The organism is Cupriavidus sp. AU9028, from assembly GCF_019795295.1.
In the GTDB taxonomy this organism is placed as follows: Bacteria; Pseudomonadota; Gammaproteobacteria; order Burkholderiales; family Burkholderiaceae; genus Cupriavidus.
Window position 1 is genome coordinate 216,695 of the sequence record NZ_JAIMCG010000006.1, and the last position, 21,352, is coordinate 238,046.

The following is a 21,352-nucleotide window of genomic DNA, read 5'->3' on the forward strand; positions in this document are numbered from 1 at the left end:
CTTCTGTCAGATCGTCGTGTTTCAAGCCGCGGCGCTGCCTGCAGCATTGGGGTTCGGCCGCTTTGGCTGGGCCGCCTTGCCGGTGATGCCGATGCGCTCCAGCTCGGCGATGCGTTGCGGACCGAGTCCCAGCACGCCGGCAAGAACCTCGTCGGTATGCTGGCCGAGCGTCGGCGCCACGCACTGGATCGGCATCGGCCGGTCATCGATGCGAAACCACGCGGAGCTCGCCAGATAGGGGCCGCTCCAGGGACGGTCGACCCGTTGCCAATAGCCGCGCGCCAGCAGATGCGGGTCCTGCAGGACCTGCCACATCGGCCGGACCACGCCGGCAGCGATACCGGCGCGCTGCAGTGCATGCATGGCGTCGTCGGCGCTGCGGCCGCCGCACCAGGCCGAGATCGCGGCATCGATGGACGGCGCTGCGGCGCGGCGCTGCCCGACTTGCAGCAGCTGGCGGTCCGCCGCGAGATCGTCCCTGCCGATCGCCCGGCACAACGCCGGCCATTGCACCTCTGCCGCGGAGATCGTCACCCAGGCGTCGTCCCCCGCGCAGCGATAGCACCCGTGCGGCGCCTTCATCGGATGCGCATTGCCCTGCCGTGGCGACACGCGCCCGGTCAGCGACTGCTCGACGATGAAGGGCGCGGCCATGGTCAGCATCGCTTCGACCTGCGACAGATTGACGTGCCGCCCCTGGCCGGTGCGCTTCTGGTCGAACAGGGCCAGCAGCATCGCCGCGCCGGCGTTCATGCCGCCGACGGGATCCCCGTAGGCATAGGAGGTCATGGCTGGCGGCCCGTCGGGATGGCCGGTGTAGAGCGGCAGGCCGCTCGCCTGCTCCAGCGTGCCGCCATAGGCGCGGGTGTTGCTCCACGCGTTGCCTAGGCCGAAAGCGGGCATCGACACCATCACGAGCCGAGGGTTGACCTCGCGTAGCGCGGCATAATCCAGGCCGAGCCTTGGCAGCACCTCCGCCGAATAGTTCTCGATCACGGCATCGGCCTTCGCCACCAGTTGCAACAGCAGCTGCCTGCCTTCTTCGCGCGTCAAATCCAGCGTGATGCCGCGCTTGTTGCGATTCATCAGGTTGAAGTTGCCGTTCTTCTCGTAGAGCCGGTCGCGATAGAACGCCTCGGTGAAATGCGCGCCGCGCCACCAGTCCGGATAGCTGGTGCTTTCCACCTTGATCACTTCCGCGCCGAAGTCTGCCAGTGTGCGCGAGGCGAGCGGGCCGGCCCAGCCCATCGACAGGTCGATGACGCGGATGCCGGCAAGCGGCAGTTGCGGCTCGGGCGTGCGTCGCAGCGGTGCCGCGGGCCGATGGTCGAGCCCGGCGGCGCGATAGAAGGCGTCATGCTCGCCCTTGGCCGGCGCGCGCCCCCCCGCCAGGGGTCCGGCCTCGTCGAGCCGCAGGGGAACGACCGGCCCCTCGAAGGACACCTCGCCCATCCGCACCGGCACGAATGCGCCGCGTTGCCGATGCACCGCCTGTGCGAGCAGTTCCTCCATGTCCGGTACCAGCACGGTAGGGTGCCTGGCCTCGCCAAGACGCTCGAACCACTGCTGCGCCGTCCTGGTGCGGAAGGCCGGGATCAGCAGTGCGTCGATCTCGTCGGCGCGCGCCATCCGCTCCTGGCCATTGACGTAGCGCGGATCGTCGGCGAGTTCGGGGCGCCCGATCGCCTGGCACAGCGCGGTCCATTGCGGCAGCGTATGGGTGAAGATGCCGATCCAGCCGTGCGCCGTCTCGTAGATGCCGGCGGGATGGGTGCCGCAGAAGCGGTTGACGCCCAGACGCCGCAAGGGATGCCGGCCATCCTGCACCATCCCCGCTTCCATCTCCACCATGGTCAGGATCGTCTCGTGGACGCTGAGCACATAGCGGCGGCTGCCCTGCTCCCGTCCCGTCAGCGCAGCGATCGCGGCGGAAAACGTGGCAAGTCCCACCGCCACGCCGGTCTGCAAGTCATGCGGCATGTGGGGTGGCCCGGCGACCGGGCCGCTGCCATGCACCGCGCCGGCCAGCGAGCGGCATACCGATTCCGCGCCGGCGTACTCGCTGTAGGGCCCGCTCTCCCCGAACCATGTCAGCGCGACCTCGATGGGCTCGTGCGAGGCAGCAGGCTGCGGCGCCGAGGACGATGACCAGAGCGGGCGTCGCAGCGCCGACGGTCCTTCCTCCAGCGCACGCGCATCGAGCACGACATCGCAGGTACGCGCCAGCCGGGCCAGCCATTGGCCGTCTTCCGCAGCCTCAGGGTCGGCCGTCACGCTGCGCTTGTTGGTGTTGAGCCAGGCGAACAGCGCGCTTTCGCCCTCGGCCAAGCCACCGGCGGCGGCCAGCGGCGGCATTCGCCGCCAGGCGTCCCCTTCCGGGCTCTCGACCTTGATCACTTCCGCGCCGAAATCGGCGAACAGCTTGCCGGCATAGGCCAGTGCGGGTCCGCTGCCGGCTTCCAGCACCCGCAGCCCCTGCAACGCCAGCCGGGCTGGATCGGCGGCCTTCATCGTCATCGTGTCCGTTTGCTGGGTCATGGCGATCACCACGCATCGACGAAGGAACGGCGCTCGCGGCGGCTGCGCAGCTCGGCCGACGCGATTCCCTGGGCGATCCACTTGCGCGTCTGCGCCGGATCGATGACGGCATCGATCTCCACTGCCGCCGCCGTGCTCAGCGCGTGGCCGCGCTCGTAGGACTGCGCGACCAGCTTGTCGAACAGGGCCTTGCGGCCCGCCTCGTCGGGCACCGCCTCCAGCTCCTTCTTGAAGCCGAGCCGGACCGCGCCTTCCAGCCCCATCGGACCGAACTCGCCGGTTGGCCAGGAGATGGTGAAGCTGGCCGAACGGAAACCGCCGCCCGCCATCGCCATCGCGCCAAGGCCGTAGCCCTTGCGCAGCGTGACGGCCAGCAGCGCCACGCGCAGCTTCGCCCCCGCGAGGAACATCCGCGAGACATGCCGCACCTGGGCGCGCGCCTCGACCTCGGGACCGACCATGAAGCCCGGGGTGTCGATCAGCGAGACGATCGGCAGCCCGTGCGCGTCGCACAGCTGCATGAAGCGGGTGGCCTTGTCCGCCGCGTCCGCGTCGATGGCGCCGCCCAGGTGATAGGGGTTGTTCGCCATGATGCCGACCGGCCTGCCCTCCACGCGGGCCAGCGCCGTGTGGATGCCGGCGCCGAAGCCGCTGCGCAGCATCAGCACGCTGCCGGCATCGGCGATGCCTTCGATCGCCTTGCGGCTGTCGTAGACGCGCAGCCGGTTCTCGGGCACGACGTGGCGCAATGCCAGCGGATCGGGCGCCTGCCATTGCTCGAGCGGCCCCTGGAACATCGACAGATAGTGCCTCGCCACCTGCACCGCCTCGGCCTCGTTCTCCACCAATACGTCGACCACGCCGTTGGCGTACTGCACCGAGGCCGGACCCACGTCCTCGGGACGGAAGACGCCCAGGCCGCCGCCCTCGATCATGGCCGGACCCGCCATGCCGATATTGGCCGACCGATCGGCGATGATGACATCGCAGCAGCCGAGGAAGGCCGCGTTGCCGGCGAAGCAGCGGCCCGAGACGATGCCGACCACGGGCACCTGGCCGCTCAGCTCGGCAAAGGCGGCGAACGAGGGCTGATAGAGGCCCGACACCGACGGGATATCGACGTCGCCAGGCCGTCCGCCACCGCCTTCGGCGAACAGCACCAGCGGCAGTTCGTCGCGCAGCGCGACCTCGACGATGCGGTCCGTCTTGACATGGTTGCGCTTGCCCTGCGTGCCCGCCAGCACGGTGGCGTCATAGGCCATCACCGCGCTGCGGGCCCGCTCCTTGCCCACCAGCGCGCCGTTGATGTCGCCGATGCCGGTGATCAGGCCGTCCGCCGGGGTATTGGCGATCAGGTCCTGCTGGCTGCGGCGGGAGGCCTGTGCCGCCAGTGCGAGCGCGCCGTACTCGACGAACGTATCCGCATCGCACAGGTCCGCGACGTTCTCGCGCGCAGTCCGTTGTCCTCGTGCCCGGCGCCTTGCCACCGCCTCCGGACGCGCTTCGTCATACAGGAAGGCATGGCGGTCCAGCACGCGCTGCAGGTCCGCGCGGATGGCGTCGCGATCGGTCTTTTGCGTGGCGCCGACGCTTTCGCCGCCGGCCTCGACCGGCTCCAGCACCAGCAGGATCTGGCCTTCGTTGGCGAGGCTTCCCGGCTCCAGCCGCAGGTCCACCACGCGGCCGCCGGATTCGGCGGCGATGGTGTGCTCCATCTTCATCGCTTCGAGCACCGCGACCGTCTGGCCGGGCCGCACCACCTCATCGATCCGGGCGGCGATTTCCACCACGCGGCCGGTCAGCGGCGCGTGGATGGCGACCAGGCCCTCGTCGACCTGCTCCTGCGGCTCCGGCGCGCGCGCGGCATGCAGCGTGGCGCCCGTGTCCGCGCCGGCCTGTCCCTGCCGTGCCCGCTCCGCGCGCACGATATCTTCCGCAGCGGCGGTGAGCGCCGGCAGGATGGTCTCGAAGTGGCGCGTGTGCACGTCCTGCGCAAGGAAGTCGTCGCGCTGGACCAGTGCGCGCAGCAGCTCCAGATTGGTCGGCACTCCCTCGATGCGAAATTCCGCCAGGCTGCGCTGCAAGCGGCGCACCGCGAGGTCGAAGCCAGGTGCATGGCTGCTGACGATCAGCTTGGCCAGCAGCGTGTCGAAATTGGGTGACGGCGCATAGCCGGCATAGCCATGCGTATCGACGCGGACCTCCGGACCGGCGGGGGGATCGAAGCGCTCCAGCCGCCCATGCGCGGGGCGCGCGAGTCCCTGTGCATCGGTCATTTCGGCGTTGATCCGCACCTGGATGGCGTAGCCGCGCGGACGCGGCGGATTGGCAGGGTTCAGACCCAGGTCGGCCAGCGTCTGGCCGGCTGCGAGGCCGATCTGCAGCGCGACCAGATCGACGCCGGTCACCTGTTCGGTGATGGTGTGCTCCACCTGCAGGCGAGGATTGGCTTCGATGAAGACGAAGTCCTTCTGCGTGCCCTGCTCGTTCTCTTCCACCAGGAATTCGAACGTGCCCAGGCTCAGGTAGCCGACACGGCGCGCCAGGCGCAGCGCCGCCTCGCTGATCCGCTCGCGCAGCTCGGGTCGCAGCACCGGACTCGGCGCGATCTCGACCAGCTTCTGGAAGCGGCGCTGCAAGGTGCAATCGCGCTCGCCCAGCGCGATCGCCTGCTGCCCGTCGCCGGCGATCTGCACCTCGATATGCCGGGCGCGTGCGACCAGCCGCTCGGCATAGACCGCGTCAATACCGAACGCCGCGCCCGCTTCGGAGCGGCAACGCGCATAGGCCTCGGCCAGATCCTCGCGCCGCCGCACGATTCGCATGCCGCGCCCGCCGCCGCCGCCCACGGCCTTGATCACCACGCCCGCGTCCCCCTGCTCGTCGAAGAAGCGCTCGATCTGCTCGATGGACGCGCCGCCCGGCGTGGCGGGCATCACGGGCACATCGCATTCCATGGCCAGGCGCAAGGCGCGGCCCTTGTCGCCGAACAGGCCGAGGTGCTCGACGCTCGGGCCGATGAAGGCGATGCCGGCCGCGGCGCAGGCCTGGGCGAAATCGGCGCGTTCGCTCAGGAAGCCGTAGCCCGGATGGATGGCGTCGCAACCCGTCGCCCGCGCGGCCCCGATGATGCTGTCGATATCGATATACGCGGTGGGGCCGATCGCCTGCAGCGGCACCGCCTCATCGGCCAGCATCCGGTGGCGGCAGCTGGCATCGTCCTCGGAATAGACCGCCACGGTGGCGATACCGAGGTCTTGCGCGGCGCGCAGCACGCGCAACGCAATCTCCCCCCGATTGGCAATCAACAGCTTCTTCAAGTCGGTCTCCTGATGTTGTCGTGGTTGGCCGGTGTGGCCGTTCTTGTGTCGTTGCGATGTCTGTCTAGCCGTCCGTAGCCCGGGCGCTTCAGGGGCGGATGCCGAAGCGGCTCACGCCGGGCTCGCGCAGGGGCGCCGCCAGATCGGCGAACTCGCACAGGCGCGCGCGCGTGTCACGTGGGTCGATGATGTCCTCGATGACGAAGGCCTCGGCGCTGCGAAACGGCGAGGTCAGGCTGCGCACGCGCTGCTCGATCTCCGCGCGCTTCTGCACCGGATCGTCGGCCCCTTCGATCTCCGCCTTGTAGGCAACCTCCAGTCCGCCCTCGATCGGCAGCGAGCCCCATTGCGCCGAGGGCCACGCATAGCGGAAATTGAAACGGCCCATGTGCTGGTGACCGGCCGCCGCGACGCCATAGGCGCGGCGCAGGATCACCGAACACCACGGCACGGAGGCCTGGTAGACCGCGGCCAGCGCTCGCACGCCATAGCGCATGGTTCCCGCCGCTTCCGCCTCCCTGCCGCTCTGGAAACCGGCGATATCGACCAGGTTCACCACCGGCAGATGGAAGGTCTGCGCGAGATCGACGAAGCGCGTGAATTTCTCCGCGGCGGCGCGATCCCAGCTGCCGCCGTGCACGCAGGGATCGCTGGCGATCACCGCGACCGGCCAGCCATGCAGGCGGGCCAGCCCGGTAACGGTCGCCCCGCCCCAGTGACAGCCGATCTCGAAGAAGGAGTCCTTGTCCATCAGTGCCTGCACGATCGGGCGGATGGCATAGCCGGCGCGGGCATCGCGCGGAATCGCCGACAGCAGCCACTCCTCGCGACGCGCCGGGTCGTCGGCGACGTCCGCACGGGGCGGCAGCTCGTGCACCGAGGACGGAAGATAGGACAGGAAGCGGCAGGCGCGGGCAAAGGCTTCGTCTTCACTGCCGACCTCATCGTCCACCACGCCGTTGCGGGTATGAATGTGGCTGCCGCCCAGCTCGTTCTTCGACAACGGCTGCCCGTTCCTGGCGACCACCGGCGGCCCTTCGTTGAACAGCTGCGAGGTCTCCTTGACCATCAGCGAGTAGTGGCTCGCCGCCACCCGCGCGGCGCCCATGCCGGCCACCGAGCCCAGCGCCATCGACACCACCGGCACGACCGACAGGTTCTCCACCACGTGCTGCCACACCTTCATGGTGGGGATCAGCGTGTGCCCCTTGATTTCGATATTGCGGACCGAACCGCCCCCGCCGGTGCCGTCCACGAGCCGGATCATCGGCAGCCGCATCGCGTGCGCCATCTTCTCGGCGTGCACCAGCTTGTCGCCCACCGCGCCATCGTTGGCGCCGCCGCGCACGGTGAAGTCGTCGCCGACCAGCACCACCGCGCGGCCGCCAACGCGCGCGCGGCCCATCACCAGATTGGATGGCAGCAGGTCGACCAGACGGCCGTCGCCGTCATAACGGCCGCTGCCGCTGAGGCCGCCCACCTCGCGGAACGAGCCACGGTCGGCCATCCGCGCGATTCGCTCGCGCACGGTGAGCTTGCCGGCCGCCTGATGGCGCGCCACCTTTTCCTCGCCGCCCATGCGGGCCGCCAGCCGCCAGCGCAGGGCCAGTTCGTCGATCTCGGGTTGCCAGGACACGGGTCTGTCTTCCTCGCCGCTTGGACAGTATCGGCGGACAGAGCGCACGAACCGTGCCGGTGCTGCCGGGGGCGCGGGCGGCCTTGATTTCATTGAGCATTTTTCGGCGACGCTCTATCATGTCCGCGATGACAACACAGTGTGTCCACGACAAGGACACCGAAGGAGACAGCGGGTGTCCTCGACGACAACACCGCGGCAGCCGCATGAGCAGGTCCAGCTCGGCGCCTTGCTGCGCGCCAGGGACGGCAGCCGCCTGGCCGCCGTGGGCCTGTGCGCCGACGCCGTGCTGGCGCAGGCGGCGGAGCTGGCGTGCGAGCGCGCACGCGGGCAGCACGACGGCAGACGGCTGTTTCCGGTGGAGGCCGGGAGCCAGCGCTACATCGGCCTGAGCCTGGACGATGCACAGCATCGGCTGATCCTCGTGCATCCCGCGCAGGCCCATACCGTGCTGTTCGACTTCCTCGGCACGGTGCCCTTCGCCGGCGCGATCCTCGACCATTTCCTGACCGATCCGTACCAGGCCATCACGGTGGCGGACGTGGACGGCAGCGTGCGCTTCATCAGCCCGGTTCACGAGAGGTTTCTCGGGCTGGCCGCCGGCGAAGGCATCGGGCGCCCCGCGTCCAGCGTCATCCCCAATTCCCGCCTGTCGCAGGTGGCGACCAGCGGCAAGGCCGAGATCGGCCAGCTGCAGCAGATGAACGGCGTCACCCGCGTGGTCAACCGGATTCCGATCCGGCAGAACGGCGAAGTGGTGGGCGCCATCGGCCAGGTCATGTTCAAGGGACCGGACTCGATCACGCGCATGCATCAGGAACTGTCCGAGCTGCGCTCGCAGGTCGCGCGGTATCAGCGCGAGCTGGACGGCCTGCGCGAAGCGCAGGCGCCGCATGGCCTGATCGGCGACAGCGCGCCGATGCAGCGGCTGCGCCGCGAAATCGAAACCGTGGCCCGGCTCGACGTGCCGGTGCTGATCCTCGGCGAAAGCGGCACCGGCAAGGAGCTGGTCGCACGGGCCATTCATGCCGCGGGCCGCGAAGGCGCCGGCGAACGACCGCTGGTCAGCATGAACCTGGCGGCCCTGCCCGCCTCGCTGATCGAGGCGGAGCTGTTCGGCCATGCCGGTGGCGCCTTCACCGGCAGCCGGCGGCAGGGCCAGGCCGGCAAACTGGAGCAGGCCTCCGGCGGCACCGTCTTTCTCGACGAAGTGGCCGACATCCCGATGGAGATGCAGGTCAAGCTGCTGCGCGTGCTGGAAGACCATATGGTCGAGCGGCTCGGCAGCCGCAATGCACAGCGCGTCGAATTCCGGCTGATCTCCGCCACCAATCGAGACATCCCCGCGCTGATCGATGCCGGCCGCTTCCGCCTGGACCTCTATTACCGGCTCAGCGGCGTGGTGCTGCGCATCCCGGCGCTGCGGCAGCGGCGCGAGGACATTCCCGCGCTGCTGCAGCATTTCGTCGCCGCATTCTGCGCGCGCAATGCCGTGCCGCTGCCCGCCATCGACCAGGACGTGGCGCGGCATCTGGCGGGCCAGCCGTGGCCCGGCAACGTGCGTCAGCTGCGCCAGCGTATCGAGGAAGCGCTGGTGTTCTGCGATGGAAGGACGCTGCGGGTGGAAGACTTCGCGCGCGGCGAGGCGGCGCGCGAACCGGTCTGCGCGCCGCCGCTGGAAGGCGATGGCGATCCCCCGCTTTCGCTGGTTCGGGCACTGGCGCCTGCCGCGGCCACCCCTTCGCTGTCGGGGCTACCGGGCAGCGAGGCAGGCGCCGGCATGAGCGAACTGGCTTATGCCGCCGTGGTCGATGCCATCGCGCGTCATGGCGGCAACAAGAAGCGCGCCGCCGAGCAACTGCGGATCTCGCGCTCGCACCTGTACAAGATATTGGAGCGGGGCGCTGGCCGGTGACGGCAGGGGCCGCCGTTGGCAGCTCCAATGGCAGCCGCCCCACCTCCTGGTCGCCGCCCGTTTTCTGGTCGGGAACGCGTCAGGCGGTTAATTGCATTTTTCTACCAGCGCGCGCAGACGCTCGTCCCGAACCGCCAGCACGTCGAACAAACCCAACGCACGCAAGGCCGGCAGCGCAGCCAGGATGTCGCGCTCGGCCGCCTGCCGTTCGGCAGCGCCCGCCGACTCGTTGCACCAGATCCGCGCATTCGCCAGGAACGCGCCCACACTACCCTTGCGGATGGTGATTCCATCCAGTTCGACATGATCCTGGTCGTTCGGCAGAACATCTTCGGCTCGCATATGGGCTCCTGAACGCAATGGATGAAAAGGCCGATCGATGGAGGGAATGGACGCGGCCATCCTGCCGCCCTCTCGCACGCCAATGTCCGCCGGGACCAGCGATACGCCGTTCCCTCTCCATCGCAAGCCACCATGATGCCGTAACCCGGCTCTGTCCTCATTGACGCATCCGCGTCTGCCTCCTATGGTCGATTGACCGGCCTTTCGCGGCCGTACCGATTTGCATGACTCGCCCCGCAGCCGCCAGGCTCGAACAACGACAAGGGAGACAACGCGTGCGCAATAACCACAACAGGTACTTGCCCGGAAAACAGACCGCCGGTGCATCGACGACATGGCGCCTGATGACCGGGACCCTGCTCGCCGGCGTGGTCCTGACCATCGGCGCGTGCGGCAGCGACGATGACGACGACCATCATCAGCCGCCCCCTCCCGCTGCGCAAACGCCCAAGACCTGCCAGGAGATGGCGGGCCTGACCGTCCCCGCCAGTGCCATCGGCCTGCCGACGTCGGGCGCCGCGGTGACCGAGGCCACGGTAGTGGCGGCAAGCGGCACGGGCGCGCAGGCGGTCGGCGAGTATTGCCGCGTACTGGGCGCGATCCGGCCAGTCGATCCCAATGCGCCAGAGATCCGCTTCCAGCTGAATCTGCCGGTGAACTGGAACAACAAGATCATGATGTTCGGCGGTGGCGGCTACAACGGCACCATCCCCTCGCCCGCGCAGAACGTGCCGGCCGGCCCGGCCAATCAGCCCACCCCGCTCGGACGCGGCTACGCGACCTTTGCCAGCGACTCGGGACATCAGGCCGGCGCGCTCGGCAGCCGCGACGGCTCGTTCGGCGTCAATGACGAAGCCCTGCGCAATTTCGCCGGCGACGCGCTGAAGAAAACGCGCGACACCGCGCTGCATCTGATCAAGGCGCGCTATGCGGTCGACGGCCCGCGCAAGGCGTACTTCGCCGGCGGCTCGACCGGCGGTCGCGAGGCGCTGGCGGTGGTGCAACGCTGGCCGCTGGACTGGGACGGCGCCATCGTGCTGTATCCGGCCTGGAACGCGGCAAGCCTGGACCTGCAGATCGGCCGTATCACGCGCGCGCTGGCGCTGCCTGGCGCCTATCCCAATGCCGCCGAACGCCGCGCGCTGTTCGATGCCTCGCTGCAGGCCTGCGATACGCTCGATGGCGCGCAGGACGGGCTCGTCAGCAACATGGCCCGGTGCAATGCGACCTTCGATCCGGCAACCGCGACGCTGAACGGCGCGCCGCTGCGCTGCGCCGACGGCCTGGACACCGGAGACAACTGCCTGTCCGACGCGCAGATCCTGGCGTTGAAGGTCTACAGCACGCCGATCCACTTCAACTACCCGCTCGGCAGTGGCGAGACGCACTACCCCGGCTTCAACCTCTGGGGCTCGGACCTGGGCATGGCAAACCCGTCGCCGGTACAGGCCACGGTGATTTCGCTCGCGTTGAACCTGGACCAGCCGACCTACCCGATGCCCGCCACCGCCCCGTACCTGAGCGTGTTCTGGGATCAGTGGGTGCGCTTCTTCGTCACGCGCGATCCGAACTTCAACTCGCTGACGCTCGATCCGGAGAACCCCGGCGCGTGGCAGGCCCGCATCAGTGAGCTGACCGCGCTGCAGGACGTCAACAAGACCGACCTCAGCGCCTTCGCGGCAAAGGGCGGCAAGGTGCTGATGGCCCATGGCACCGGCGACGTGCTGGTCAGCAGCCGCGCAAGCGTGCTGTACTACGAGCGCGTCCGTGACACGATGGGCAAGGACCTGGTCGGCAAGTTAATGCGCTACTACGAGATCCCCGGCTACGGCCACGCCGCCAGCACGGTCTTCAATGCGGCCTGGGATTCGCTGACGACGCTGGAGCAGTGGGTGGAGAACGGCACCGAGCCGTCGGCACAGGTGGTGGCCGACACCGTCGGCGTGCCGGGTCGCACCCGTCCGCTGTGCGAGTATCCCAGCTGGCCGAAGTACAACGGCGGGGATATCAACGCGGCGGCGAGCTACAGCTGCGTGAAGGAGTAGTTCGAAAGTAGTTCGGAAGTAGTTCGGGGCGCAAGGCAAGGCAGCAGGGCGAACGCGGCGAACCCGCCGAGCCTTGCCGCCTTGTTCCGCACTGGGACCGTTGCGCGCAGCTTACCCTGCAATCCGGCTGCTCTCCCGCACCACCAGCGTGCAGCCGATCTCGTGCCGCTGCGGGACCTCCGCCCCGGCCTGGCCCTGCAGCGACGCCACCACGATCTCCAGCGCCCGGCTGCCGATCGCATAGGGATCGGGCCGAACGGTGGTCAGCGCGGGCGTCGTGACAGAGGCGAGCGGCGTATCGCCAAAGCCGGCCACGGCCAAATCCGCGGGAATCGAAAGGCCGAGGGCCGGTGCGGACAGGATGGCGGCAATGGCCATGCTGTCGTTGGAGAAGATCACTGCGCGAGGCCGGGCGGCCGCCGGCAGCCGCGCGATCTCGATCATTGCCTCGCGGGCCGCGCCGACGTCGTCGGTGGCACCGGCGCGCCAGATATCCGGCTGGCGCCCAGCTTCCCGCATCGCCTGCGCATACCCCTCGCTGCGCCGGGTAGCCCGCCCGTCCTCCGTCGCGCCATTCAGCACGAAGCGGATCGATGCCGCGTCCTGGGCGAGGAAATGCTCGGCCAGCGCCCTGCCGACCAGCCCCTGCGAGAACCCGACCTGGTGAAACGGCCGCCCGTCGTGGACTTCCCAGGCCTCGACGATCGGCACCTTCAGCCTGGCCAGCAGCGCGTCCGCTTCCGCCGAATGGTCGCCGCGGGTCAGGATTAGCGCGCGCGGATGCCAGCCGGCGAAGGTGCGCAGGGCCCGCGCTTCTGAATCCCGCGAGAAATTGCTGTTGGCCAGCACCAGTTGCAGGCCCTCGCGTTCGGCCACGTCCATCATGCCGCGCACCATATCCGCGAAGGTCGGGCTGGTGACGTTCTGCATCACCGCGCCGACCACCCCGCCCTGGCTGGTGGCGAGGATGCGCGCGGCCTGGTTGGGTACCCACGACGTTTCCTCGATGACGCGCGCGATCTTTGCGCGGGCGGCGTCGGACAACTTGTGCGGCTCGTTGAAGTAGCGTGACACCGTGACGGAGGACACGCCGGCCATGGCCGCCACATCGCGCACGGTGTAGCTGCCCGAGCGCGGTCGTGCGGCACGGCGGCGGACTGGGCGATGCGGTGGCGAGGAAGGCGCTTCCTGGGGATCTGGCATGGGCGGTTGACGTTTCGGCGAGGCCGATTATACACTCCGGACCAATGTAACCGGTTTCATTCGAGGCGTGTCGCGCAAAAATGAAACCGGTTCCATCCCATCAAGCGAGCCCGACATCGCACTTCGAGGAGACACCATGGCTTCCATCCGCACCGCCGCCGCAGCCTTGTCCTGCCTGGCCCTGACCTCCCTTGCCCACGCCGCCTGGCCGGACCGCCCCATCGTGATGGTCGTGCCGCAACCGCCGGGCGGGGCCGCCGACGCCTTCGCCCGTCCGTTCGCGCAGGCGCTCTCGCAGCGGCTCGGGCAACCGGTGGTGATCGAAAACCGCGCCGGCGCCAACGGCAATATTGCCGCCGCCTATGTCGCCAAGCAGCCTGCCGACGGGTACACCATCTTCTTCGGCTCGGTCAGCACCCTCGCGGTCAATCCGCACCTGTACAAGTCGACCGGCTTCGATCCGCTGAAGGACTTCGCGCCGATCACGCTGACCAACCAGACGCCGAACGTGCTGGTGGTCAACGGCGCCTCGCCCTACCGCACGGTGGCCGATGTGGTGAAGGCTGCCAAGGCCGCGCCGGGCACGATCAACTATGGCTCGGCCGGCAATGGCAATACCATGCACCTGACCGGCGTGCTGTTCGAACAGAAGACCGGTGCGCGCCTGACGCATGTCCCCTACAAGGGCGGTCCGGCCGCGCTGACCGATGTGATGGGCGGCCAGATCCCGATGATGTTCCACAACCTGAACGCCGTGCTGGCCCACGAGAAGAGCGGCAAGGTCCGCATCGTGGCGGTGGCCGACAACAAGCGCGCCGCGGTGCTGCCCGACGTGCCGACGATGAAGGAAGCGGGCGCGCCGGGCGTGGTGCAGGTGCCGTGGAGCGGCATGCTGGTGCGCGCCGGTACGCCGCAGCCCGTAATCGACCGCCTCGGCAAGGAAATGCTCGACATCCTCAAGGACCGCGCCTTCCGCGCGCCGCACGAGGCGCAGGGCACCGAAGTGCTGTCGTCGACCCCGGCGGAATTCGCCGAGCGCCTGAAGGCCGATTACGCGGCGATGGGCGCGCTGGTCAAGGCGGCCGACGTCAGGATCGACTGAACCGGCTGCCGCCACCCCCCGTTTTCCGGAGATACCGTGCCCTCTCGCAATCATTTCAAGCAGGCCCTGCGCGACAAGCGCGCCCAGGTAGGCCTCTGGTCTACCCTGCCCTTCCCCTATATTTCCGAGCTGATCGCCGGTTCCGGGTTCGACTGGCTGCTGCTGGACACCGAGCACACCGCGAGCGATCCGATCGTGATGCAGCAGCAGCTGCAGGCAGTGGATGCCGCCCGCGCCGGCACCAACGGCACCACCTCGGCGGTGGTACGCCCCGACTGGAACGACACCGTGCTGATCAAGCGCTACCTGGACATCGGCGCGCAATCGCTGCTGTTTCCCTTCGTGCAGACGCCCGAGGAAGCGGCGGCCGCCGTCGCCGCGACGCGCTACCCGCCGCACGGCGTGCGGGGCATGGGCGGGACCATGCGTGCCTCGCGCTTCGGCCGCGATACCGACTACGTGCGCGATGCGCAGAACGAGCTTTGCGTGCTGGTGCAGCTGGAAACCGGGGAAGCGCTTGACCGTCTGGAAGAAATCGCGGCGGTGGACGGCGTCGACGGCATCTTCATCGGCCCGGCCGACCTGTCGGCGAGCATGGGCGTGCCGGGCGACGTCCACCATCCGCGCGTGCGCCGCGCCATCGACGACGCGGTGCGGCGGATCCTCGCCTGCGGCAAGGCACCGGGCATCCTGATGCTCGACGAAAAGCGCGCGCAGGAACTGCTGGACCTGGGGGCGCTGTTCGTCGCGGTCGGTACCGACCAGGTGCTGTTGCGCAAGAGCACCGACGATCTGGCGCAACGCTTCGGCCGCGGCCCTGGCGTCGCCACGGCCTCTTACTGACCGGCTGAGCCACGGCCCAGCCTACCGAAGGAGTTTCTGCATCATGTCGCAAGCCGACCAACCGCGCCGCCGTCCCGAGGAGCTGCGCAGCCATCGCTGGTTCGCCAGCGACGACATCCGCGGCTTCGCCCACCGCCAGCGCATGCAGCAGCAGGGATTGGCGCGCGAAGCGTTCATGGGCCGGCCGGTGATTGGCATCATCAATACCTGGAGCGAGCTCTCGCCCTGCCATGCGCATCTGCGCGAGCGGGCCGAAGCGGTCAAGAAAGGCGTGCTGCAGGCGGGCGGCTACCCGCTGGAACTGCCAGCGCTGAGCCTGGGCGAGGTGATGGTCAAGCCGACCACCATGCTGTACCGGAACCTGCTGTCGATCGAGACGGAGGAGCTGCTGCGCAGCCTGCCGCTGGACGGCGCGGTCCTGCTGGGCGGCTGCGACAAGACGCCGCCGGGCCTGATGATGGGCGCGTTCTCGATGGACCTGCCGGTGATCTTCGTGCCGGCGGGACCGATGCTCAATGACCGCTACCGCGGTGCGGCGGTCGGCGCCGGCACGCACACCAAGAAGTTCTTCGCCGAGTACAGCATCGGCAATATCGCCAAGGACGAGTGGGTGGCAATGGAAGCGCGCATGACGCGCTCGGTCGGCACCTGCAACACCATGGGCACGGCCAGCACGATGACGGCCATCGTCGAAGCGCTCGGCTTTTGCCTGCCCGGCGCGATGAGCATCCCGGCCGTCGATGCGGCGCACCCGCGCATGGCGTGGCACTGCGGCCAACGCATCGTCGACATGGTGTGGGAAGACCTGCGCCCGTCGAAGATCGCCACCAAGTCGGCATTCCTCAACGCGGTGGCGGTCTACGCCGCGCTGGGCGGCTCCACCAACGCCGCCGTGCACCTGCCCGCGATGGCCGGACGCGCCGGCGTGTCGCTGGACCTGGACGAGATCGACGCGGTGGCGCGCGCCGTGCCGGTGATCGCCAATCTCTATCCGTCCGGCGATCGGCTGATGGAGGACTTCCACTACGCGGGCGGCCTGCCTGCCGTACTGCGCAAGATCGCGCCGCTGATCGACCTCGATGCCCTGACCGTGACCGGGCGCACGCTGCGCGAGAACATCGCCGACTGGCCCGTCGAGGAGGACGGCACCGTGCTCGACATCGACCGGCCGCTGAAGACCGGCACGCCCGAATGCCCGGAAGCCGGCCTGGCGCTGGCGGTCGTGCACGGCAATCTGTGCCCCGATGGCGCGGTGATCAAGCCGTCGGCCGCCAGTCCCCATCTGCTGCGCCATCAAGGCCGGGCGCTGGTGTTCGACTCCAACGCCGAGATGTTCGCGGCGATGGACGACCCCGACCTCGATGTGGATGCCTCCACGGTGCTGGTGCTGCGCAATGCCGGACCGATTGGCGGGCCCGGCATGCCGGAATGGGGCAACCTGCCGATCCCGAAGAAGTTGCTGCGCGAGGGCGTACGCGACATGCTGCGGATCTCCGACGCGCGCATGAGCGGCACGCACTACGGCACCTGCGTGCTGCACGTCGCGCCGGAGTCTGCCGTGGGCGGGCCGCTGGCGCTGCTGCGTACCGGCGACATGGTGCGGCTGGACCTCGGCGAGCGCCGGCTCGACATGCTGGTATCGGAGGACGAGCTGGCGGCACGCCGCGCCGCCTGGCAGCCGCCGCCGCAGCCGTACCAGCGCGGCTATGGGCGCATCTTCCAGCATGAGGTCACCCAGGCCAATCTGGGGTGCGACTTCGCCAGTCTGGCAGGCAATGCGCCGACGGTGGAGCCGCCGATTTATTGATCGGTAGCAGCCATTCAATCTGCCCCCGGTTTGCTTCCCTCCCCCGCCGGGCGGGAGGGGCCGGGAGAGGGGCCGGGAGGGCCTAGCGCGCCACCATCGCCAAACCCGTCAACGCCAGCAACCCCGCCACCAGCGGACGCATCACCCTCGCCGGCACCGGCGGCGGGGCCTTCAACGTCAGCCGCGTGGTGACATGCACGACCGGCACCGCCAGCGCGCTCAGCAGCAGCGCGCGCGGCGACATGCCGATGGACAGCACCACCAGTACCAGCCGCATGCCGGCATTGCTGGCGAACATCACCAGCAAGGCGCGCCGCACCACATCGGTGGCGAGCGGCTGCCGATAGAGGTGATAGACGATCGGGGGACCCGAGGTGCCGAACAGCCCGCCCATCAGTCCCGACAGCGCCCCCGCCATCGCAAACCCGCTGGGCGGTCCGATCCGCGGCGCCTGCCGCTTGCGGGCCACCAGGGTGATGGCGCAGACCACGATGGCCACGCCGAGGGCGGTTTCCAGCCAGGCCGACGCGTTGTTGCTGATCCAGCGCAACAGCAGCACGCCGACCAGCACGGTCAGCAGGCTGGCGATCAGCGCCGGGCGCATCAGCTTCCACGGCGGCGCCTGGCGTTCGGCCCGAAAGAAGGCCACCGCGTTGATCAGCGTCAGCACCGTGGCGGTATTGGCCGCATCGGCAACTGTCGCCAGTTCGAAGGTGGCCACCAGGCTGAGCAGCACCAGGCCGAAGGCGAACCCGGTCAGCGTCTGCACATAAGTGGCCACCGCCACGCACAACAGGAAAGACAGGGAGGTCGCAGGGCTACTGACGACCTCGGCAATCGGACTGAAAGAGAAAGGGTCCACCAGGATCTTCTATGACTTCTGCTTCTATTTGCTGCATCGCGCGCAAGCCGTTGCCGCCGACCCGGTGTTACTTGTCCACCAGGTTCAGCTCGGCGATCAGCTTGCCGTAGATCTCGGACTGGCGCTGCGCGAAGGCGGCGAAGTCCTTGCTGCTCTTGTACTCGGGGGGCGTCTCCAGCCGTTCGGCGTCGGCACGGTAAGCCGGGCTCTCCAGGGCCTGCCGGCAGGCACCCTCGAGCTTGCCCAGCACCGGCGCGGGCAATCCCTTCGGCGCGATCAGGCCGCCCCAGATGGTGGCCTGCACCGGCCAGCCCGCTTCCGCGGCCGTGGGCACGTCGGGATAGCCAGGCAGCCGGCGCTCGGCGAAGACCGCCAGCGGCCGCAGGCCATACTGCTTCGACACCGTCGGGGTTTCGGCGAACAGCATGATCTGCTTGCCGAGCAGCCCGGTCACCATCTCGCCCGAGCTCTTGTAGGGCACGTGCAAGCCCCTGGCGCCGGCCTTGCCGAGCAGCATCTCCATCGACAGATGCAGCAGCGTGCCGGGGCCGGACGAGCCGTAGGTCAGTTTCTCGGGGTTGCGGCGCGCATAGTCGATGACATCGGCCATGCTCTTGAACGCCGAGTCCTTCGGCACCATCAGCATCAGCGGCACCGCGTAGGTCCCGCAGATGTGGTCGAAGTCCTTCCAGCTGTAGCCGGTCTTGCGGATGGCGGGCTGCAGCACTTCGGGCCCGATTACCGACAGGCCCACGGTATAGCCATCGGGCCTTGCCCGCATCAACTGCGACATGCCGATGGCGCCGCCCGCCCCTGCCTTGTTGTCCACCACGATCGAAGCGCCCAGCGTTTCGGTCAGCCGCCGCTCCAGAATGCGCGCCATGATATCCGATGTGCCACCGGGACCGAACGGCACCACCATGGTCAGTGGCTTGGCCGGATAGTCGTCCTGCGCCATCGCCGCTGGGGCGCAAAGCGTGGTGGCGGCAATGCCGGCGACCGCTGCGAGCAGCCGCAATGGCTGGCGGATAACGTGTTTGCGTTGCATTCTTTGTCTCCTTCCCTGGCTGGATTGACGGGCTCTGTCGGCCCGTATCGAACGGATTGACGAGTTCCGCCAGCGCGTCAGTAGACGCCGCCGTCGTAACCCCTGGCGATGGCGGGACGGCACGCCTGGATGAAGGCATTGGCCTGCCGCATCATCATCCCCATGTCGGAGGCCACCGCGACGAAGGCATAGCCCAGCTCGACGAATTGCGACACCATCTCCGGGGTCGGACCGACGATGCCACAGGGCTTGCCGATCGCCTGGCAGCGCCGCGCCACGTCGGCGATCACCGCCTGCACCTCGGGATGGGCGATATTGCCGATATGGCCCATGTTGGCCGACAGATCGCCCGGGCCAAGGAACAGCGCATCCACGCCCGGCACTGCGGCGATCTCTTCCAGCGCCGTCACCGCCTGCGGCGTTTCCAGCTGGATGATGGTGTAGATCGAATCGTTGGCCCGCTTGCCGTAATCCGCGGCGGTGCCGTAGCCGCTGGCGCGGTGCACGGCGGCAAAGCCGCGGATGCCCTCGGGCGGGTACTTGGCGTAGGACACCGCGCGGCGGGCCGCGTCGGCGCTGTCGACGAACGGCACCATCACCGTCTGCGCGCCAAGGTCGAGCGCGCGCTTGAACAGCACGGCGTCGTTGGCCGCCAGCCGCGTCACCGGCGCGGCATCGGTGCCGGCCACGGCCTGCAGCACGTGCAGGATCTCGCGCTCGTCCAGCGGCACGTGTTCGAGATCGACCACCAGCCATTCGAAGCCGGCACGGCCCATCGCCTCGGCGGTGGAGGAAGTGCCGGACATCAGCCAGGTGCCAAGGGGCACGCCGGCTTTGCCGAGGCGGTCGCGGAAGGGATTGGCGAGGATATCGTTCGGTGCGGGCATGGTGTGTCGGTGTGAATGTCGCTGCGGAAGATGGCGTCAGTAGATGGAAGGCTCCGGCGTCGGCGCATTGCCGGCCAGGACCTGGAAGTCGCAGCCCAGATGGGCCTGGGTGACTTCGCTTTGATAGATGCGCGCGTAGCCGCGCTGATAGACCGGTGGCGGCGCCGTCCATTGCGCGCGTCGCGCGTCGAGCTCGTCCTGCTCGACCAGCACGTCCAGGCGCCGCTCGGCAATGTCCAGCCGGATCAGGTCGCCGGTGCGCACCAGCGCGAGCGGACCGCCGACCGCCGCTTCCGGCGAGATATGCAGCACGCAGGTACCGTAGTGGGTGCCGCTCATGCGCGAGTCCGACAGGCGCACCAGATCGCGCACGCCCCGCTGCAGCAGCTTCTTCGGGATCGGCAGGTTGCCCCACTCCGGCATGCCGGGGCCGCCGACGGGGCCGCCGTTGCGCAGCACCAGCACGGTGTTCTCGTCGACGTCCAGATCGGGATCGTTCACGGCCGCCAGCATTTGCGCATTGGAGTCGAACACCAGCGCGCGGCCGGTATGGCGCAGCAGCGCCGGCGTGGCGGCCGACGGCTTGATCACCGCGCCATCGGGACAGAGGTTGCCGCGCAGCACGGCCAGCGCCATGCCGGCTTCCGGGCAATCGGCGGGCGCCTGCACCACCGGCCGGTCCAGCGGCCGGATCACGTCGTCGTCCAGCACGTCGTGCCCGGCGATGTTCTGGCCCAGCGTCGCGCCGGTGCAGGTCATGGCATCGAGCTCCAGATGCTGCGCGATGCGGGACAGTAGCGCCGGCAGTCCGCCGGCGTAATAGAAGTCCTCCATCAGCCGGTTGCCCGACGGGAACAGGTTGGCGATCACCGGCACGCGGCGCGCCATCGCGTCGAAGTCTTCGAGGCTGAAGGCGACGCCGGCGCGGCCGGCCATTGCGGGCAGATGCACCGCCGCATTGGTCGAGCCGCCCAGCGCCATCCACGCCGCCAGCCCATTGAGGAACGACTGGCGTGTGACGATGCGCGAGGGGCGCAGGTCCTCCCACACCATCTCGACGATGCGCTTGCCACAGGCCCACGCCATGCGGGTGTGAGCCGCGTCCATCGCCGGAATGCTGGTCGAGCCTGGCAAGGCCAGTCCCATTGCTTCGACGATGGCGGTCATGGTGCTGGCGGTACCCATCGTGTTGCAGGTGCCGGGCGCGCGCGTCATGCGTGCTTCCAGGGAGATCCACTCCGCGTCGTCGATCTCGCCGACGGTGTACTTCTCCCAGTATTTCTTGGTGTGGGTGCCGGCGCCCACGCTCTGGCCCTGGTAGCGGTCGTTGAGCATGGGACCGGCCGGGCAATAGAGCGCCGGCAGGTCCATCGACAGCGCACCCATTACCAGCCCGGGCGTGGTCTTGTCGCAGCCGCCCAGCAGCACCACGCCGTCCAGCGGCAGGCTGCGCATCAGCTCCTCGGCTTCCATCGCCAGGAAATTGCGATACAGCATGGTGGTGGGCTTGACCATCACCTCGCCCAGGCTCATCGCGGGCAGCTCCAGCGGATAGCCGCCGGCCTGCAGCACGCCGCGCTTGATCGCCTGCGCGCGCTCGCGCAGGTGCGCGTGGCATGGCGAGAGGTCGCTCCAGGTATTGAGGATGCCGATCACCGGCCGCCCCATGAACTCCTCGCGCGCCAGCCCTTGCTGCTGCATCCGTTGCCGGTGCGCGAAGCCCCGGATGTCATTGCTGGCGAACCAGCGCTGGCTGCGCAACTGGTCGATGGTGCGGACGGCGCCGCTCTTCTCGTCGTTCATG

The 21,352-nt window shown here is 68.9% G+C and carries 14 protein-coding genes; 5 read left to right on the top strand and 9 right to left on the bottom strand.

Going from position 1 to position 21,352, the window contains the following annotated elements:
- Positions 1-21: 21 nt before the first annotated feature.
- The 3 genes from K6V06_RS09265 to K6V06_RS09275 form a co-directional block, all read right to left on the bottom strand.
- Positions 22-2,538, bottom strand: coding sequence for a CaiB/BaiF CoA transferase family protein (locus K6V06_RS09265; RefSeq protein ID WP_370637426.1), 2,517 nt, complete (start codon positions 2,536-2,538; stop codon positions 22-24).
- A gap of 5 nt (positions 2,539-2,543) precedes the next feature.
- Positions 2,544-5,858: a carboxyl transferase domain-containing protein gene (locus K6V06_RS09270; protein ID WP_222242434.1), complete on the bottom strand. Its 3,315-nt coding sequence runs from the start codon at positions 5,856-5,858 to the stop codon at positions 2,544-2,546.
- A gap of 88 nt (positions 5,859-5,946) precedes the next feature.
- Positions 5,947-7,494, bottom strand: a complete 1,548-nt coding sequence (locus tag K6V06_RS09275; protein WP_222242436.1) for a carboxyl transferase domain-containing protein — start codon at positions 7,492-7,494, stop codon at positions 5,947-5,949.
- 175 nt (positions 7,495-7,669) lie between these two features.
- On the opposite strand from K6V06_RS09275, the gene K6V06_RS09280 reads away from it, so the two are divergent.
- Positions 7,670-9,409 carry a sigma 54-interacting transcriptional regulator gene (locus K6V06_RS09280; protein ID WP_222242445.1) on the top strand — a complete coding sequence of 580 codons (1,740 nt, stop codon included), beginning with the start codon at positions 7,670-7,672 and terminating at the stop codon, positions 9,407-9,409.
- Positions 9,410-9,496: 87 nt separating this feature from the next.
- Here K6V06_RS09280 and K6V06_RS09285 read toward each other — a convergent pair whose 3' ends face one another.
- The gene (locus K6V06_RS09285; RefSeq protein WP_222242448.1) at positions 9,497-9,751 is read right to left on the bottom strand and encodes a hypothetical protein; all 255 of its coding nucleotides are present in this window, start codon (positions 9,749-9,751) and stop codon (positions 9,497-9,499) included.
- Positions 9,752-10,095: 344 nt separating this feature from the next.
- On the opposite strand from K6V06_RS09285, the gene K6V06_RS09290 reads away from it, so the two are divergent.
- Complete coding sequence (locus K6V06_RS09290; RefSeq protein ID WP_222242451.1) at positions 10,096-11,796, top strand: tannase/feruloyl esterase family alpha/beta hydrolase; 1,701 nt, start codon at positions 10,096-10,098, stop codon at positions 11,794-11,796.
- Between the two features lie 111 nt (positions 11,797-11,907).
- On the opposite strand, the gene K6V06_RS09295 is transcribed toward K6V06_RS09290, so the two are convergent.
- A complete protein-coding gene (locus tag K6V06_RS09295; protein WP_222242461.1) occupies positions 11,908-12,999 on the bottom strand; it encodes a LacI family DNA-binding transcriptional regulator in 1,092 nt (363 codons plus the stop codon).
- Positions 13,000-13,135: 136 nt separating this feature from the next.
- On the opposite strand from K6V06_RS09295, the gene K6V06_RS09300 reads away from it, so the two are divergent.
- From K6V06_RS09300 to araD (K6V06_RS09310), 3 genes are read left to right on the top strand one after another with little or no spacing between them, the layout of a single operon-like run.
- Positions 13,136-14,101, top strand: a complete 966-nt coding sequence (locus K6V06_RS09300) for a tripartite tricarboxylate transporter substrate binding protein (protein ID WP_222242463.1) — start codon at positions 13,136-13,138, stop codon at positions 14,099-14,101.
- A gap of 36 nt (positions 14,102-14,137) precedes the next feature.
- Positions 14,138-14,944 (top strand): aldolase/citrate lyase family protein, encoded by an 807-nt coding sequence (locus tag K6V06_RS09305; RefSeq protein ID WP_222242464.1) that lies wholly within the window; start codon positions 14,138-14,140, stop codon positions 14,942-14,944.
- A 43-nt stretch (positions 14,945-14,987) separates the two neighbouring features.
- Positions 14,988-16,751, top strand: coding sequence for an L-arabinonate dehydratase (gene araD, locus K6V06_RS09310; RefSeq protein WP_222242466.1), 1,764 nt, complete (start codon positions 14,988-14,990; stop codon positions 16,749-16,751).
- Between the two features lie 82 nt (positions 16,752-16,833).
- Here araD (K6V06_RS09310) and K6V06_RS09315 read toward each other — a convergent pair whose 3' ends face one another.
- The 4 genes from K6V06_RS09315 to araD (K6V06_RS09330) form a co-directional block, all read right to left on the bottom strand.
- Positions 16,834-17,613, bottom strand: coding sequence for a TSUP family transporter (locus K6V06_RS09315; protein WP_370637427.1), 780 nt, complete (start codon positions 17,611-17,613; stop codon positions 16,834-16,836).
- Positions 17,614-17,680: 67 nt separating this feature from the next.
- Positions 17,681-18,661: a tripartite tricarboxylate transporter substrate binding protein gene (locus K6V06_RS09320; RefSeq protein ID WP_222242468.1), complete on the bottom strand. Its 981-nt coding sequence runs from the start codon at positions 18,659-18,661 to the stop codon at positions 17,681-17,683.
- Positions 18,662-18,738: 77 nt separating this feature from the next.
- Positions 18,739-19,548, bottom strand: a complete 810-nt coding sequence (locus tag K6V06_RS09325; RefSeq protein WP_222242470.1) for an HpcH/HpaI aldolase/citrate lyase family protein — start codon at positions 19,546-19,548, stop codon at positions 18,739-18,741.
- A gap of 36 nt (positions 19,549-19,584) precedes the next feature.
- Complete coding sequence (gene araD, locus K6V06_RS09330) at positions 19,585-21,351, bottom strand: L-arabinonate dehydratase (protein ID WP_222242472.1); 1,767 nt, start codon at positions 21,349-21,351, stop codon at positions 19,585-19,587.
- Position 21,352: the final 1 nt, after the last annotated feature.